Consider the following 14,910-nt stretch of genomic DNA (forward strand, 5'->3'; position numbering starts at 1 on the left):
AATTAATAATTCTTAGTATTCTAACTTCTCTGTGTAAAAAAATTATGATTTTTTACGTTTTTCTTCTTTTTTGGCTATACTTAACGCAAGTGATAAAGAATTAATGAGAATATTTTTTGAATCCTCATCGTATTTATCTAAATCCTTTGTATATATACCAGATTCTATTTCTTCTAGTATTTTTCCAAGTCTATTTACAATGCAAAAATTATTATCTCTTGAAAGGTCATAATATTTTTTTCTTGATTTAGAAATCCCTAATAAATAATCAATCGATACATTGAAATATTTTGATAATTGTAACAATTTATCTTGAGGTATATTTCTTCTACCAGATTCCCAATGCCCTACTGATGATTGACTAGTACCTATTATTTTTGCTAATTCTTCTTGAGACAATCTTTTTTCACGTCTTAATTCTGACAATAAATAACCAGTTGACATATTACCCCTCCACTAATTGTACTTGGAATTTTTAACTTACAAATAACATTTGTTTTATCCTAAATGAGCTTTTACTTGTTCTTTAATCACATTGCCATCTGCTTTTCCTTTTAATTCTTGCATAACAGCACCCATTAATTTACCAAATTCTTTTTGAGTTGTTGCACCAATTTTTTCAGCTACAGTCGCAATAACTTCTTTTACTTCTTCTACTGATAATTGTTTTGGTAAGTAGCGTTCTACAATTTCAATTTCAGCTTCTGTTTTAGCAACTAATTCATCACGTCCTGCCTTCACAAATTCTGCTAATGATTCACGACGTTGTTTTGCTTCACGTGCTAAAATAGTTAATTCTTCTTCAGCATTTAATTCTTCTTTTTTATCGATTTCTGCTGCTTGAACAGCTGTTTTAATCATTCTTAACACTGCTAAAGTTTCTTTATCTTTAGCTTTCATAGCTGTTTTAATATCATTATTTAATGTTTCTTTTAAACTCATGATTTTCACTCCTTAAAATACGAAAAAGACTGAGACGTAAATCCCAGCCTTTACTTAGTCATATGATACACAGAGTTGACTAGAACTTACGTTTACGAGCTGCCTCTGATTTTTTCTTACGTCTTACACTTGGTTTTTCATAAAACTCACGTTTACGAGCCTCTTGTAAAGTTCCAGTTTTAGAAACAGTACGTTTGAAGCGACGAAGAGCATCATCAAGTGATTCGTTTTTACGAACAACTGTTTTTGACATATCCTATTCCCTCCCTCCGAGCATTAAAAGTAACTGTTTTCTTTTGAATAGAATAACCAAACAAACGAAATGTCCTTTTTTTATTATAGAAAAGGTTTGCTCAATTGTCAATTAGATACACTAATATTTTTCCTTAAAAATTAAGTTATTTCTTTTAAATTATGAAGCTGTATGAGCACATTTTTCACATAATCCAAAAATTTCAAAACGATGTGAATGTACTTCACACCCCTCTAATTGTGTTTCAAAATAAGTCATTGGACAAAACTCAATTTCTTTCGTACGTCCACACTTTTCACAAATAAAATGATGATGATGTCCAGCATGACTACATCCAAAACGGAATAATTTTTCACCATTCCATTCAGTTGTTTCTAAAATACCTAAATCCGTAAAATCATATAAATTACGATAAATCGTATCATAACTCATATTTGGAAAATCAGTTTCTAATAGTTGTTGTACTTGTTTAGCAGATAAATAACGATCTTCGTGACTAAAAATTTGAATAATTTTTTCACGTTTACTCGTATATTTAAATCCTGCCTGTTTTAATAAATGAATAGCTTGCTCAATTTGTCCATGATGACAATGACAGTGTTGATGATGTTTTTCATTTTTACTTGAATGGTGATGACTTTCTTCATGATGATGTGTATGTTCTTCACCATGATGATGGCAGCAATTTTGTTTCGTTTGTTCTACTTCATGATGGTGACAGCATTCTTTTTTTGGGTTTCCTTTATGCTGACAACATTCGTGTTCATGATCATGTGGCATAAAACTTCCTCCTATTACTGGCTAATAATTTTTGAAAGTAATTCTGGGTCAAATTGATTTTGACGAATCATTTGAATTTCATATAAATATGGGGCTTTTTGATTTTTCTTATCTTCTCCAACATATGGAGTTTCTAAGATTTTAGGAATATTTTTAAATTTTTCTTCTGATACAACTTGCATTAAAGCATCAAAACCAATTTCTCCAAATCCAAAATTTGCATGACGGTCTTTGTGTGCCCCACATACATTTTTAGAATCATTAATGTGCAATACTTTTAAGCGGTCTAAACCAATCACTTTATCAAATTCAGTCATTACGCCAGAAAAATCTTCTTTTAAGTTATATCCTGCATCATGAATATGACAAGTATCCAATGTCACAGATAATCGATCATTATGAGTAACACCCTCTATCATACGAGCAATTTCTTCAAAAGTTCGACCTAATTCTGTTCCTTTTCCTGCCATTGTTTCTAGAGCAATTTGTACTTTTTGATTTTTATCAATAACTTCATTCAATCCTTTAACAATTTGTGCAATACCAACATCAACTCCAGCACCAACATGAGAACCTGGATGAAGGACAACTTGTTTTGCACCAATAGCTTCTGCTCTACGAATTTCTTCTCTTAAAAATTCAATCGCAAAATCTAAATAACCTTCCTTTGTCGTGTTTGCTAAATTAATAATATAAGGAGCATGTACGACGACTTCTTCAATTCCATTTGCTTGCATAAATGCTTGACCTTGAGAAATCATTAATTCTTCAATCGGTTTTCTTCTTGTATTTTGTGGTGCACCAGTATACACCATCATTGTATTTGCTTTGTAGCTAGCTGCTTCCTTTGCAGATAATAACATCATTTCTTTTCCACTCATGGAAACATGAGATCCTAATAACATCTTTATTCCTCCTCATTCAAATCACTTTTATTTTACGTGACAAATCATGAATCATCAAGCATTATCCCTTTTAAGTACATTCCAATGAAGACGAATGTTAAAGCCTTATCTTTTGCTTTTCAAACCCTTTCATAATTGGTATAATAAAAATTGTATAAGATTAAAATAGGATTATAAAAGGAGCGCCTATGGAAAACGTTAACAAAATAATTCGTAATAAAAACGTTCAATATTTCATAAGTTTTAGTGCTTTCCTACTTGCCTTTGGTTTTTCCATTATTCCATTAATTGATGCCAGTCCATCACCCTTTTCATCTCAAGTTGAGACTACTGTGGTAGCAAATCATCAGCATGAAGAAGAAACACAAAATAATGAAAAACTTGATAAGTCATTAGTTGCTCAAGTAGCAGCTGTAGAAACTGAAGCTTCTGTTAAATTATATCAAGAACCTAATACTCAACAATTTCCCATTGCTGAAGTAAAAAAAGGGGAATATGTACTCGTTTTACATAAAGTCAATAACGAATGGTTACAAGTTCAATTCCATCAACAAGTGGCTTGGATGCCTACAAAAGATGTCTTATTAACTCATTTAATGATTGGACATTCTAGTGGAGCTGTTTCAATGTATAAAGAAGCTAATAATAGTTCGCAAGTTGTTACTACCATTCCTTTTGGTCAGCCATTCTATTTATTAGATGATCAACAATCAAACTTTGCTAAAGTATCTTATAATGGACAAGAAGGCTATGTTGATAGTAACCAATTAAATTATGCTGTTGACCATATGAATGAATTGTACAAATTACAAGCAGGATTACCTCAAACATTAGATGCTAAAAAAATGGTAGCTTCAAAATTAAAAGAAACGCCACTTTATGAATCAGCTGATATGTTTTCAAAACGAATTAGTACTGTAAATGCTGGAACTATCTTTAATTATGAAGACCGTGAAAATGATTTTTATAAAGTTTCTATTGGTAATGGTAAAAAAGCTTATATTCCATATTGGTTAGTCAATGCAAACTTTGCTGCTGTTGAAACTGATCCTCACATCCCTCAAGGAATTGAACAAGCAAAAATTGTCATTGACCCAGGTCATGGTGGAGATGATCCAGGTGCTGTTGTTACCTTTAGTGAAAAACACGAAGCAGATCATACTCTAACAACTGCTCTACTATTGAAAAAAGAATTAGAAGATTTAGGCGCAACTGTTATTCTAACTCGTGATTCTGATAAGAGCGTCAGCTTAGAAAATCGTGCTCAATTAAGTAATCGTGAGCAAGCAAATGCCTTCATTAGCTTGCACTTTGATTCAGGTCCAAACCCGAATGCCTCAGGAACAACTGGTTATTACTTTGCAGCAACAAGTGAAAACTTAGCACAAACAGTGAATAAGTATATTGCCAGAAACTTACCTGTAAAAAGTCAAGGAACTAAATTCCAAAACTTCTTAGTGTTACGTGAAAATAAACAGCCTTCAATTCTTTTAGAATTGGGTTATTTAAACAATGTTGAAGACAATAAATTAATTGAGTCAACAGAATATCAAGAAAATATTGCAAAAAGCATTGCAAGTGCTTTAAAAGAGTATTTCCAACAATAACAACAATTTAAATAAAAAAGACTTTTCTTTAAATAGCAAGGACGGCAGCAACTTCGCAAAGCGAATCTCATGCCTCTACTATGGGAAAAGTCTTTTGTTTGTATAATTAACTCAAAAGAGACAGGCGTTTTGTCTTTCTCTTCTTCTCCTAGAACAAATCATCCATTTTAACAGAGTTTTCTACTTCTTCTGCTACATAGTTTGGAGTAATTTCTTCTACTACTGTATTTTCTACTGCTCTACGCACTAATTCTTCCACATTCAATCTTGATTCGTATTCTCTTGCTTTTTCTAATTTTGGTTTTGTTTTTGGACTTGGTGGTGCAAAAACAGTACAGCAATCTTCAAATGGCTGAATCGATAATTCAAATGTATCAATTTCTTGTGCAATGGCAATAATATCTAATTTATCCATTGTGGCAACTGGTCGAATGATTGGTGTATTCGTAACATCATTAATCGCAATCATACTTTCTAATGTTTGAGAAGCTACTTGTCCTACTGATTCACCATTTGCAATGGCTAATCCATGGTTTTTCTCACGTAATTGATCTGTAATTCGTAGCATCATTCTACGCATGACCGTCATTAAGTAATTTTCTGGAACAGCTTTTTTAATTTCTTCTTGAATTTCTGTAAATGGAACCGTGAAGAATTGTAAACTTCCTCCATAGATTGCTACTTTAGCAGCTAGTTGTTTTGTTTTCACCAATGCTTGAGGACTTGTATAAGGAGGACTAGCAAAATGCACGCATTGTACTTCCATTCCTCTCTTCATTGCAAGATAAGCTGCAACTGGAGAATCAATTCCTCCTGATAACATTAAGGAGACTCTACCACTCGTTCCAACTGGTAAACCACCCGCACCTTGAATTGTTTGTAAACTCACCATAATATGTTGACGACGAACATCTACACGAACCGTAATATCTGGTTGTTTTAATTGTACACGAATTTCTGGATAAGCTTCTAATACTGCATCTCCTAAAAATAAATTAATCTCATTCGTATCCATTACAAATTCATGGTCACTACGTTTTGTGGCAATCTTAAATGTTTTACCATTGGGATTTTCTTTTCCAACTAAGTCTAATACGACTTCTTTCACTTTCTCCATCTTTTTTTCTAAAATATAGACAGGAGAAAATGACTGAATACCAAAGATTGGTTTTAATAATGGAATAATTTCTTCTTGAGGAACTCCATTTAAGTCTAAGTACATAAAATCATAATCTGGGAATACTCGAACTTGAGGGTAATTCATCAGTGCTTTTTTAATATTATTGGCTAATTTTTGCGTAAACATTTTTTTATTACGTCCCTTAGTCGATAATTCCCCATATCTTACTAATAATCTAACTTTCACTTTTTCACTCCTTTATTTTAAAAATTCGAATTTTTTCATTAATTTTTCTAACACTTCTACAAATTGTTTTGCTTCATCCATTGTATTCAAATATGAAAAGCTAGCACGAACAGCACTTGTTGCCCAATAATCAGGAACATTCATCGCAGCTAAGGTACTCGAACTATCAGATTTTTTACTTGAACAAGCAGAAGTTGTTGAAATATAAATCTCTTCCTCTTCAAAAGCATGAACTAGAACTTCTCCACGAACTCCTTTTAATGCAAAACATAGAATATGATCCACTCCCTCTTTTGGAGAGAAAATTTTTATTTGAGATTGTTGTTCTAAGAAATTCCACAAATATTCTCTAATTTCCTTCATTGGATGTGGGGCTTCTAAATACATACGCATTGCTTTAGCAGTAGCCACAATTCCTGGTAAATTTTCAGTTGTACTACGTTCTGTCTTTTCCTGACCTCCACCTGTTAATAACGACTGAATTTTTCTTCCTGCTTTTTTATAAAGTATTCCAACACCACGTGGTCCATGGAACTTATGAGCAGATAAACTTAATAAATCAATTCGTCCAAGAGCTAATAAATCTGGAACTTGTTCTAAAGCTTGAACAGCATCAACATGAAAATGAACCCATGGAAAATGTTCCAGAATGCGAGAAATCTCCTCAATGTTTTGACTCACACCAATTTCATTGTTCACCGCCATTACAGAAACTAAAATTGTTTCCTTTTTAAGCATAGATTCTAATTGTTCTAGTGAAATTTCACCTTTGTCATTAACATCTAAATAACTGATTTCAAATCCTAATTGAGCTAATTGTTTCACCGTATTTAAAACAGAGGGATGTTCAATTTTGGTCGTAATAATATGATTCCCAAACACTCTTTTTTCCAAAGCAGTACCTTTAATGGCCCAGTTATTGCTTTCAGTTCCACCAGAAGTAATAAAAATCTCTTCTGTTTTAGCACCTAACAATGTTGCTATATGTTCTCTTGCTTTTTCTAATACTTGAAAGGCTTGTCCTCCAAGTCGATGTAAGCTTGAAGGATTTCCCCAAAAACGCTCGCTTGTTTGAACATATGATTGTAATGCTTCTGGAGCAATTTTTGTTGTTGCTGAATTATCAAAATAAATCATGATTTCTCCTTTTCTACATCTCATAACGGCAAAAGGAGCGAGTTCTTTTTTAAAAGAACCCCTCCCGCCATCATTTTCTATGAACAATCTAATTAGTTGGCTACAATGTTTACCAATTTCCCTGGAACTGCAATAACTTTACGAACTGTTTTACCTTCAATAGCTGATTTTACAGATTCATGATTTCTTGCAAATTCTTCCATTGCAGCTGCATCACTATTTGCTGGAACCATAACACGAGCTTTAATTTTTCCATTTACTTGGAAGATCACTTCTACTTCATCTTCTACTAAGAAAGCTTCATCATATGTTGGCCATGTAACATAGCTAATCGATTCAGTTGCACCTAGTTTAGACCATAATTCTTCTCCTAAGTGTGGAGCGATTGGTGCTAATAATTGAACTAAGCCTTTCATATACTGAACTGGAAGTGCATCTGTTTTATACGCTTCATTTACAAAAATCATCATTTGAGAAATCGCTGTATTAAAGCGTAATGCTTCGTAATCTTCTGTAACTTTCTTAACCGTTTGGTGATAAATTTTATCTAATGAACCATCATTGAAAGTTGTAATACGGTCACGTAATTTACCTTCTTCATCCACTAATAATCTCCAAACACGTTCTAAGAATTTACGGCTTCCTTCAAGACCTTTTTCACTCCAAGCAATTGAAGCATCCAATGGTCCCATAAACATTTCATATAGACGTAATGTATCTGCACCATATTGACGAACAACATCATCCGGATTGACTACATTTCCTTTTGATTTAGACATTTTTTCATTACCTTCACCAAGAATCATCCCTTGGTTAAATAATTTTTGGAATGGTTCTTTATTAGGAACAACTCCTAAATCGTATAACACTTTATACCAGAAACGAGCATATAATAAGTGTAATACCGCATGTTCTGCTCCACCGATATATAAATCGACTGGCAACCATTCTTTTAATTTTTCAGGATCTGCAATTTGTTCTTGATTATGTGGATCAATATAACGAACAAAATACCATGAACTTCCTGCCCATTGTGGCATTGTATTTGTTTCACGACGTCCTTTTAATCCTGTCTTTTCATCTGTGACATATAACCATTCTTCAATAGCTGCTAATGGTGATTCACCTGTACCACTTGGTTTAATTTTATCTGTTTTTGGTAATACTAATGGTAACTCTTCTTCAGGAACAGTTGTCATTGTACCATCTTCCCAATGAATCACAGGAATTGGTTCACCCCAATAACGTTGACGAGAGAATAACCAGTCACGTAGACGGTAACTTACTTTTGCTTCTCCAACGCCTTGTTCTTTCAACCATTCATTCATTTTTTCAATAGCATCTGCTTTATTTAAGCCATCTAAAAATTCAGAATGAATATGCACGCCATCTCCAGTATAAGCTTCTTTTTCAACATCTCCACCTTCAATAACTGGAATAATGTCTAATCCAAATACTTTTGCAAATTCATAGTCACGTTCATCATGAGCAGGCACTGCCATAATGGCTCCTGTTCCATAACTAACTAATACATAGTCTGCAATCCAAATTGGAATTTCTTTTCCGTTAACAGGGTTAATCGCATAAGCTCCTGTAAATACCCCTGTTTTTTCTTTTGCTAATTCAGTACGTTCTAAATCTGATTTAGTAGCAACTGAAGCAATATAAGCATCAACTGCCTCTTTTTGTTCTGGAGTTACAATTTTTTGAACAAGTTCATGTTCAGGTGCTAACACATTATAAGTTGCTCCAAATAATGTATCAGGACGAGTTGTAAATACTTCAAAACTTTCTTCTGAATCTTTTACTTTAAATGTTACTTGTGCCCCTTTAGAACGACCAATCCAGTTTCTTTGCATATCTTTGATACTTTCTGGCCAATCTAAGTCATCTAAATCTTCTAATAAACGATCCGCATAAGCAGTAATTTTTAACATCCATTGTTTCATTGGTTTACGATAAACAGGATGTCCACCACGTTCTGATTTACCATCAATGACTTCTTCATTAGCTAATACTGTTCCTAAAGCAGGACACCAGTTAACCGGTACTTCTGCTTCATATGCTAAACCTTTTTCTACTAATTTTGTAAAAATCCATTGAGTCCATTTATAGTAATTTGGATCTGTTGTATTAATTTCTCTGTCCCAGTCATAACTAAATCCTAGTTCTTGAATTTGACGTTTGAAAGTAGCGATATTTTTCAATGTAAATTCAGCAGGGTCATTACCTGTATCTAAAGCATATTGTTCTGCCGGTAACCCAAACGCATCCCATCCCATTGGATGTAATACATTATACCCTTGGGCACGTTTCATACGTGAAACAACGTCAGTAGCTGTATATCCTTCTGGATGCCCTACGTGCAATCCTTGTCCTGATGGATATGGAAACATATCTAGTGCATAGAAATTTTTCTTTCCTTTATCTTCCGTAGTTTTAAATGTATGATTGTCTAACCAAAACTTTTGCCATTTTGGTTCGATTTCATGATGATTAAATGACATAAATTTCCCCTCTTTTCCGGAAATACCTAAAAAAACGCCCTAATGTCTCTAAAGACAATAGGACGTTTACACGTGGTACCACCTAATTATTATACTCAACTTACTCTTAACGCGAGTGAAACGGAATTTCTTACTAAAATTCAGAAATTCAGCTAAAAGGCGAGTTCAAAACTTTTCATGATGCATTTTCACCAACCATGCACTCTCTACTACAATCCAAATTTCTACTATTCCTTTGTCTGCTAATATTTACTAGCATTATATCAATTTATTTTGAAACAATCAAGACTTGTCCTGGTTGGATAATGTTAGAAGTTAATTGATTCATTGATTTTAATTCATCTAATGTTAACCCATGATTTTTTGCAATTCTCCATAAACCATCACCTGGTTGAACAGTATAAGTTGTTTCAGTACTTTCACTTGAGGCTGCTGTTTCTTCTGCTTCTTCAGTTGAACTACTTGAGCCATATGAAACAATTAATCCTTGTCCTGGATGAATTGGGCTATCTACGCTTAAGTTATTCCATTCTAATAATGTTGATAATGAAATACCATTGTTACGAGCGATACGATATAAAGTATCACCTTGGTGAACATAATACATTTGCGCATTTCCAGATGTAGATGTTTCTTCAGATGAAGCAGTTTCCTCTGTAGTTGTCACTGTTTCTTCAGTTGAAGGTGATTCATAAGCATTACTTAATTGTAACACTTGTCCTGGATGAATGACTGAGTTTAAGTTTAATCCATTTAAACTTAATAAATCTTGAATACTTGTTCCTGTTTTACGAGCGATAGCATATAAACTATCTCCACTTACGACTGTATAAGATCCAGCACTTGAAGATGTTTCAACTTCATTAGAAGCTGATTCTTCACTACTTGTTTCTTCTGCAGTTGTTGTTGCTTCTTCAGATGCAGAAACTTCACTAGTTGAAGATAATTTTAGTACTTGTCCAGGATAAATCGTTGAATTTAAAGTTAATCCATTTAAACTTAATAAATCTTGGATGCTTGTCCCTGTTTTACGAGCAATAGCATATAATCCATCTCCACTTACAACTGTATAGCTTCCAGTAGATGTAGCTTGTTCTGAACTAGTAGATGTTTCTTCACTACTTGTTTCTTCTGTACTTATTGATGCTTCTTCAGGTGCAGAAGTTTCACTAGTTGAAGATAGTTTTAATACTTGACCTGGATAGATTGTCGAGTTTAAAGTTAATCCATTTAAACTTAATAAATCTTGAATACTTGTTCCTGTTTTACGAGCGATAGCATATAAGCCATCCCCACTTACAACTGTATAACTTCCAGTAGAAGTTGTTGTAGAAGTCTCAGTTGATTTTGTTTCTTCTTTTGGTGCACTTTCTTCTTGTTTTGTTTCAGTAGATACTGATTTTGAAGATAATGCTAAAACTTGGCCAGGATGAATGATTGAGTTTAAATTCAATCCATTTAAGCTTAATAAATCTTGGATACTTGTTCCTGTTTTACGAGCAATAGCATATAAGCTATCTCCACTTACAACAGTATAGCCATCTCCACTAGATGTCGTAGTTTGCTGATTCGCAATTTCTTCCGCCATATTTACAGCTGTTTCAGTATCATATTTTGTTAAACCAAATTGTTCAATAATACGATTTAATTTTGAACCGTAAGCAGTATCCGTTGCATAACGACCGGTTAAATAAGCTGTAGCATCTTGATAGCTATTCGTTTTACTCTTCCAAGCTCCAGAATAAAATAATGGCGCCCCTGAAATACCATTGACAATTTTATCAGCATAATCTTCTAATGATTCTTGATAAGATGGATATTTTCTAAAGTTTGCTTGAATACTATAGTAATTTTGTCCACCACTATCTTCTAATGTCTGCATATTGACAGATTGTCCATTATAACTTCCTTTTACACCAAATAAATTATGGTTTGGTGCTTTCGATAAAGCACTTGTTCCCCAACCTGATTCAAGAGCAGCTTGAGCAATCATAACAGAAGTATAAATATCTTTTCCTCTCGCAACATTTTGAGCTGCAGGAATAATATTGCGTAAAAATTGAGTAGCAGCTGTTGAAGCTTCTACTACACTAAAATTAGCGGATAATAATTGATCAACAGGAGAAACATATAACCCAACACAGGCAGTAGTTCCTACAACGATTAATGATCTTTTTAATGATTGATTCATCATTTGTACTTTTTGTGATTGTTTTTCTTTTTTAATTCTTAAAATTCGTTCATTTCTAGTCTCTAACATTTCTCGATTCCTCCTACTTCATTCATTATCCATTATAGGAGAAACTTTTTTGATTCATAGGGGAACGTTGCACGAACACATCAAACGTTGTATACTCTTAACAACCGTAAACCTTTTGTAATAAATGTTAAAGATTTGGTAAAGGAGTTCTAAATATGATTCAAAACGCCCAAAAATTCAGCCATTCCATATTACAAGAATGTATCAAGCCTGGAGACTGCGTGATAGATGCAACAATGGGAAATGGAAATGACACTATTTTTCTTTCAAAGCTAGTACAATCAGAAGGAAAAGTATTCGCTTTTGATATTCAAGAAGCAGCATTAATTCGTACAAATGAAAAAATTCAAGAACTAGACACAAAAGAAAATATTCATCTCATTTGTGACTCCCATGCAAATCTATCTACTTATGTTCAACAACCGATTCAAGCTGCCATCTTTAATTTAGGATATTTACCTGGAAGTGATAAATCGATTATTACGACTCCCGACTCAACAATCCGTGCGATTGAAACTATTATGGAGCAATTAACGATTGGCGGTCGCATTGTATTAGTTTGTTATTGGGGACATGAAGGTGGAGATACAGAATTATCTCAATTACAAAAGTTTCTTCCGACATTAGATCAACATGAATGGACAGTGTTGCAGTATCAATTTATCAACCAACAAAACCAACCACCTATTTGCTTTGTCATAGAAAGAAAAAGATAAAAAAGACTTTTGCCATCGCAAAAGTCTTCTTCAATTTATTCTTTATACTTTTAACTGATTCTGTAATGCTTGTGTAAGAACTTCTGAGTAATTGATACTTTGACGGTCTGCAAGTCTCACTAGCCACTCAGGTACTGTAACATTCTTTCGAATTGCCTTATTGTTTCTTATAAAGGGAGTTGGATCAGCAAGAATCATGCTAACAAATCCATTTTCTACTGTTAAAGTATTAATATCTGTTGGAGTTGGTAACTCCTTTCCCTCATCGATGTACAATGCTAACACACTCTCTAACATTTCTTTCGCATTTTTCATAGATTCTTCAAGCGAATCCCCCTGTGTTCCACCATGAAATTCAGGGAATTCTACCCAAAAACTACCATCATCTTCCTTATGAAATATTGCAGGATACGATTTCAACATACTTTCACTCACCTCTACATCCTATTAAAAGATAACAAGATTTCTATCTCATTACATTAATTATCATACGCATCACACGTATTATGTCAAATAATTCCAATGCAATACAGTAAAAAGCCTAGTGCAGATGTAATAGCATCACCATTTGCACTAGACTTATATTTTACTCGTTATTGATGAATCATTTGTTTTTTTACAAATTCTTGATAGTGAGGATGTGATTCTAATAATTCAGAATGAGTTCCTACTCCAGTAATCTTTCCATCTTCTAGGAAATAAATTTGAGTGGCATCTTGAACCGTTGATAGACGATGAGCAATCATGACTTTTGTTAGATGACGATATTCCTGTTCTAGTGTTTGAATAATCTTATGTTCTAAAATACTATCCAATGAAGAAGTTGCTTCATCTAAGAAAATTAATTTTGGATTTCTTAATAAAATACGAGCAAATGCCAACCGTTGCTGTTGTCCCCCTGAAAAATTATCCCCTAATTCTGATACATTTGTATGAATTCCTTGAGGTAATGCAGTTACAAAATCATAGATTTCAGCATCTTTCAAAGCTTGATTAATAGCTTCTGTGCTAACTATTTCCTTCAATCCCCACGTTAAATTATCTAAAATTGTTCCTGCTAATAATGTTTCATTTTGTGCAAGATATCCAATTTGATTTCTATATTCTTGTAGATTCACTCCACTTAAATCAATAGAATCAATGCAAACTTGTCCATTAGTTGGTTGTATCATTCCTAATAAAAGACTTAACAATGTACTCTTTCCTGCTCCCGATGGGCCAACAATCGCTACGGTTGAACCAGAATGAATTTCCATTGAAATATGATTTAATACTTCTGTTTCTTCATAACCAAATGAAACATCTGATAATTGGATTGTTACATCTGATAAATCAATCACTTCTCCAGTATTTTGTTGAGATGTAATTGGTTTACGAATCAATTCTAATAAATCACTCATTGATCCTTGTAATTTAGATAATTCGCCTAAAAAACTACCGACAGAACTTGCAGGTGTTAATAACATGAAGATGTAAATTAAAAATGAGATAAATATTCCAATCGTCATCTCACCACTAGAAAGTAATAAGCCTCCAAATAAGAAAATGAAACTTAATACAATCGTTATAAAAAATAATGAAAAAGGCTGCATTAACGCTTCAAAGAATCCTAATTTTACAGATTGTTGATACAATTCTAAATATGACTCTTTCATCTTTTGTTTACTTTGTTCTATAGCATTATTCGCTAAAAAGAATATACGATTTCTAAAATACTCTCCTAATTGTCCAATCACTTTGATGGTTACTTTTTGTTCAGACTGACTAATATTAGAAACTAATTTACTCATTGGATTTAAGATTAAAAAGATTGAAGGAATTCCTAATAAAATGACAACAGATAATTTCCAATTTAAAATAAACAAGAAAATTAAAATACCTACAATCGTCACAATACTTTGAATAAAAGTTGGTAATTGGAAAACGATAAAGTTTTTTAATTTTTTACTCACTTCAATAATTTCACCAGCTGATTCTCCACTTCTTTTTTGAGCTTCTTGTTCGTTATAAAGAACACTCTCATAAGCTTTCATCCGAAAATCAAATACAATATCTTCCCCAATTTTTAATAACCCATAATGGGCACTGAAGGATAATACTAACTGTATAAATAGAAGTGCAACAATGAGCATAACATTTTGAAAAATATTTTTCCCATCTCCATTATCTAATAATGACTGTACTAAATAAGGAATTCCTAATGTTAGTAAGCTCCCCACAATACCAATCAACAACCATGGAATCATCTTTAATTTAACTTCTTTTGTTATCAAATTTTGCATAGAATTACCTCCACTCTTTTTTGTATATCGTTAGATATTGACTATAGAATATCATTATTTCAATGTTTGTCAACTGAAATTTTAATCTTTTATTAATTTTTCTAATGTTTTTTAATTTTATGTGTTTTAATATTTAAAAAAAGACTTTTGCACTC

The 14,910-nt window shown here is 32.9% G+C and carries 13 protein-coding genes and 1 other annotated feature; of the genes, 2 read left to right on the plus strand and 11 right to left on the minus strand.

Annotated features, from left to right (window positions below; translation table 11 throughout):
* Positions 1-42: 42 nt before the first annotated feature.
* The 5 genes from HMPREF0446_RS08140 to HMPREF0446_RS04980 all read right to left on the minus strand — a co-directional run bounded on the left by HMPREF0446_RS08140 (position 43) and on the right by HMPREF0446_RS04980 (position 2,880).
* Positions 43-444: a helix-turn-helix domain-containing protein gene (locus HMPREF0446_RS08140; protein WP_006702495.1), complete on the minus strand. Its 402-nt coding sequence runs from the start codon at positions 442-444 to the stop codon at positions 43-45.
* A gap of 54 nt (positions 445-498) precedes the next feature.
* Positions 499-942 carry a GatB/YqeY domain-containing protein gene (locus HMPREF0446_RS04965; RefSeq protein ID WP_006702494.1) on the minus strand — a complete coding sequence of 148 codons (444 nt, stop codon included), beginning with the start codon at positions 940-942 and terminating at the stop codon, positions 499-501.
* A gap of 79 nt (positions 943-1,021) precedes the next feature.
* Positions 1,022-1,195, minus strand: coding sequence for a 30S ribosomal protein S21 (rpsU, locus tag HMPREF0446_RS04970; RefSeq protein WP_005605651.1), 174 nt, complete (start codon positions 1,193-1,195; stop codon positions 1,022-1,024).
* Positions 1,196-1,354: 159 nt separating this feature from the next.
* Positions 1,355-1,975: a Fur family transcriptional regulator gene (locus tag HMPREF0446_RS04975; protein WP_006702493.1), complete on the minus strand. Its 621-nt coding sequence runs from the start codon at positions 1,973-1,975 to the stop codon at positions 1,355-1,357.
* Between the two features lie 14 nt (positions 1,976-1,989).
* The gene (locus tag HMPREF0446_RS04980; RefSeq protein WP_006702492.1) at positions 1,990-2,880 is read right to left on the minus strand and encodes a deoxyribonuclease IV; all 891 of its coding nucleotides are present in this window, start codon (positions 2,878-2,880) and stop codon (positions 1,990-1,992) included.
* Between the two features lie 188 nt (positions 2,881-3,068).
* On the opposite strand from HMPREF0446_RS04980, the gene HMPREF0446_RS04985 reads away from it, so the two are divergent.
* Positions 3,069-4,487 (plus strand): N-acetylmuramoyl-L-alanine amidase, encoded by a 1,419-nt coding sequence (locus HMPREF0446_RS04985; RefSeq protein ID WP_006702491.1) that lies wholly within the window; start codon positions 3,069-3,071, stop codon positions 4,485-4,487.
* 148 nt (positions 4,488-4,635) lie between these two features.
* Here the strand turns inward: HMPREF0446_RS04985 and thiI are convergent, their stop codons facing one another.
* The 4 genes from thiI to HMPREF0446_RS05005 all read right to left on the minus strand — a co-directional run bounded on the left by thiI (position 4,636) and on the right by HMPREF0446_RS05005 (position 11,757).
* Positions 4,636-5,853 (minus strand): tRNA uracil 4-sulfurtransferase ThiI, encoded by a 1,218-nt coding sequence (gene thiI / locus HMPREF0446_RS04990; protein ID WP_006702490.1) that lies wholly within the window; start codon positions 5,851-5,853, stop codon positions 4,636-4,638.
* Positions 5,854-5,865: 12 nt separating this feature from the next.
* Positions 5,866-6,990 (minus strand): cysteine desulfurase family protein, encoded by a 1,125-nt coding sequence (locus tag HMPREF0446_RS04995; RefSeq protein ID WP_006702489.1) that lies wholly within the window; start codon positions 6,988-6,990, stop codon positions 5,866-5,868.
* 92 nt (positions 6,991-7,082) lie between these two features.
* On the minus strand, positions 7,083-9,497 hold the full coding sequence (gene leuS, locus HMPREF0446_RS05000; RefSeq protein WP_006702488.1) for a leucine--tRNA ligase: 2,415 nt from the start codon (positions 9,495-9,497) through the stop codon (positions 7,083-7,085).
* Between the two features lie 55 nt (positions 9,498-9,552).
* Positions 9,553-9,746 (minus strand) — a binding site (T-box leader).
* Between the two features lie 19 nt (positions 9,747-9,765).
* Positions 9,766-11,757 (minus strand): LysM peptidoglycan-binding domain-containing protein, encoded by a 1,992-nt coding sequence (locus tag HMPREF0446_RS05005; protein ID WP_006702487.1) that lies wholly within the window; start codon positions 11,755-11,757, stop codon positions 9,766-9,768.
* Positions 11,758-11,912: 155 nt separating this feature from the next.
* On the opposite strand from HMPREF0446_RS05005, the gene HMPREF0446_RS05010 reads away from it, so the two are divergent.
* On the plus strand, positions 11,913-12,473 hold the full coding sequence (locus tag HMPREF0446_RS05010; RefSeq protein WP_006702486.1) for a class I SAM-dependent methyltransferase: 561 nt from the start codon (positions 11,913-11,915) through the stop codon (positions 12,471-12,473).
* A 42-nt stretch (positions 12,474-12,515) separates the two neighbouring features.
* On the opposite strand, the gene HMPREF0446_RS05015 is transcribed toward HMPREF0446_RS05010, so the two are convergent.
* Complete coding sequence (locus tag HMPREF0446_RS05015; protein ID WP_020991375.1) at positions 12,516-12,896, minus strand: type II toxin-antitoxin system HicB family antitoxin; 381 nt, start codon at positions 12,894-12,896, stop codon at positions 12,516-12,518.
* Positions 12,897-13,066: 170 nt separating this feature from the next.
* Positions 13,067-14,755, minus strand: a complete 1,689-nt coding sequence (locus tag HMPREF0446_RS05020) for an ABC transporter ATP-binding protein (protein ID WP_006702484.1) — start codon at positions 14,753-14,755, stop codon at positions 13,067-13,069.
* Positions 14,756-14,910: the final 155 nt, after the last annotated feature.

The organism is Granulicatella elegans ATCC 700633 (assembly GCF_000162475.2).
Taxonomy (GTDB): Bacteria; Bacillota; Bacilli; order Lactobacillales; family Aerococcaceae; genus Granulicatella; species Granulicatella elegans.

What these genes read in the sequence shown, in the direction of transcription:
- leuS (WP_006702488.1), bottom strand. Translation starts at nt 9,497, where the DNA reads ATGTCATTTAATCATCATGAAATCGAACCAAAATGGCAAAAGTTTTGG.
- HMPREF0446_RS04975 (WP_006702493.1), bottom strand. Translation starts at nt 1,975, where the DNA reads ATGCCACATGATCATGAACACGAATGTTGTCAGCATAAAGGAAACCCA.
- HMPREF0446_RS04965 (WP_006702494.1), bottom strand. Translation starts at nt 942, where the DNA reads ATGAGTTTAAAAGAAACATTAAATAATGATATTAAAACAGCTATGAAA.
- rpsU (WP_005605651.1), bottom strand. Translation starts at nt 1,195, where the DNA reads ATGTCAAAAACAGTTGTTCGTAAAAACGAATCACTTGATGATGCTCTT.
- HMPREF0446_RS05015 (WP_020991375.1), bottom strand. Translation starts at nt 12,896, where the DNA reads ATGTTGAAATCGTATCCTGCAATATTTCATAAGGAAGATGATGGTAGT.
- HMPREF0446_RS04995 (WP_006702489.1), bottom strand. Translation starts at nt 6,990, where the DNA reads ATGATTTATTTTGATAATTCAGCAACAACAAAAATTGCTCCAGAAGCA.
- HMPREF0446_RS05010 (WP_006702486.1), top strand. Translation starts at nt 11,913, where the DNA reads ATGATTCAAAACGCCCAAAAATTCAGCCATTCCATATTACAAGAATGT.
- HMPREF0446_RS04985 (WP_006702491.1), top strand. Translation starts at nt 3,069, where the DNA reads ATGGAAAACGTTAACAAAATAATTCGTAATAAAAACGTTCAATATTTC.
- HMPREF0446_RS05005 (WP_006702487.1), bottom strand. Translation starts at nt 11,757, where the DNA reads ATGTTAGAGACTAGAAATGAACGAATTTTAAGAATTAAAAAAGAAAAA.
- HMPREF0446_RS05020 (WP_006702484.1), bottom strand. Translation starts at nt 14,755, where the DNA reads ATGCAAAATTTGATAACAAAAGAAGTTAAATTAAAGATGATTCCATGG.
- HMPREF0446_RS04980 (WP_006702492.1), bottom strand. Translation starts at nt 2,880, where the DNA reads ATGTTATTAGGATCTCATGTTTCCATGAGTGGAAAAGAAATGATGTTA.
- HMPREF0446_RS08140 (WP_006702495.1), bottom strand. Translation starts at nt 444, where the DNA reads ATGTCAACTGGTTATTTATTGTCAGAATTAAGACGTGAAAAAAGATTG.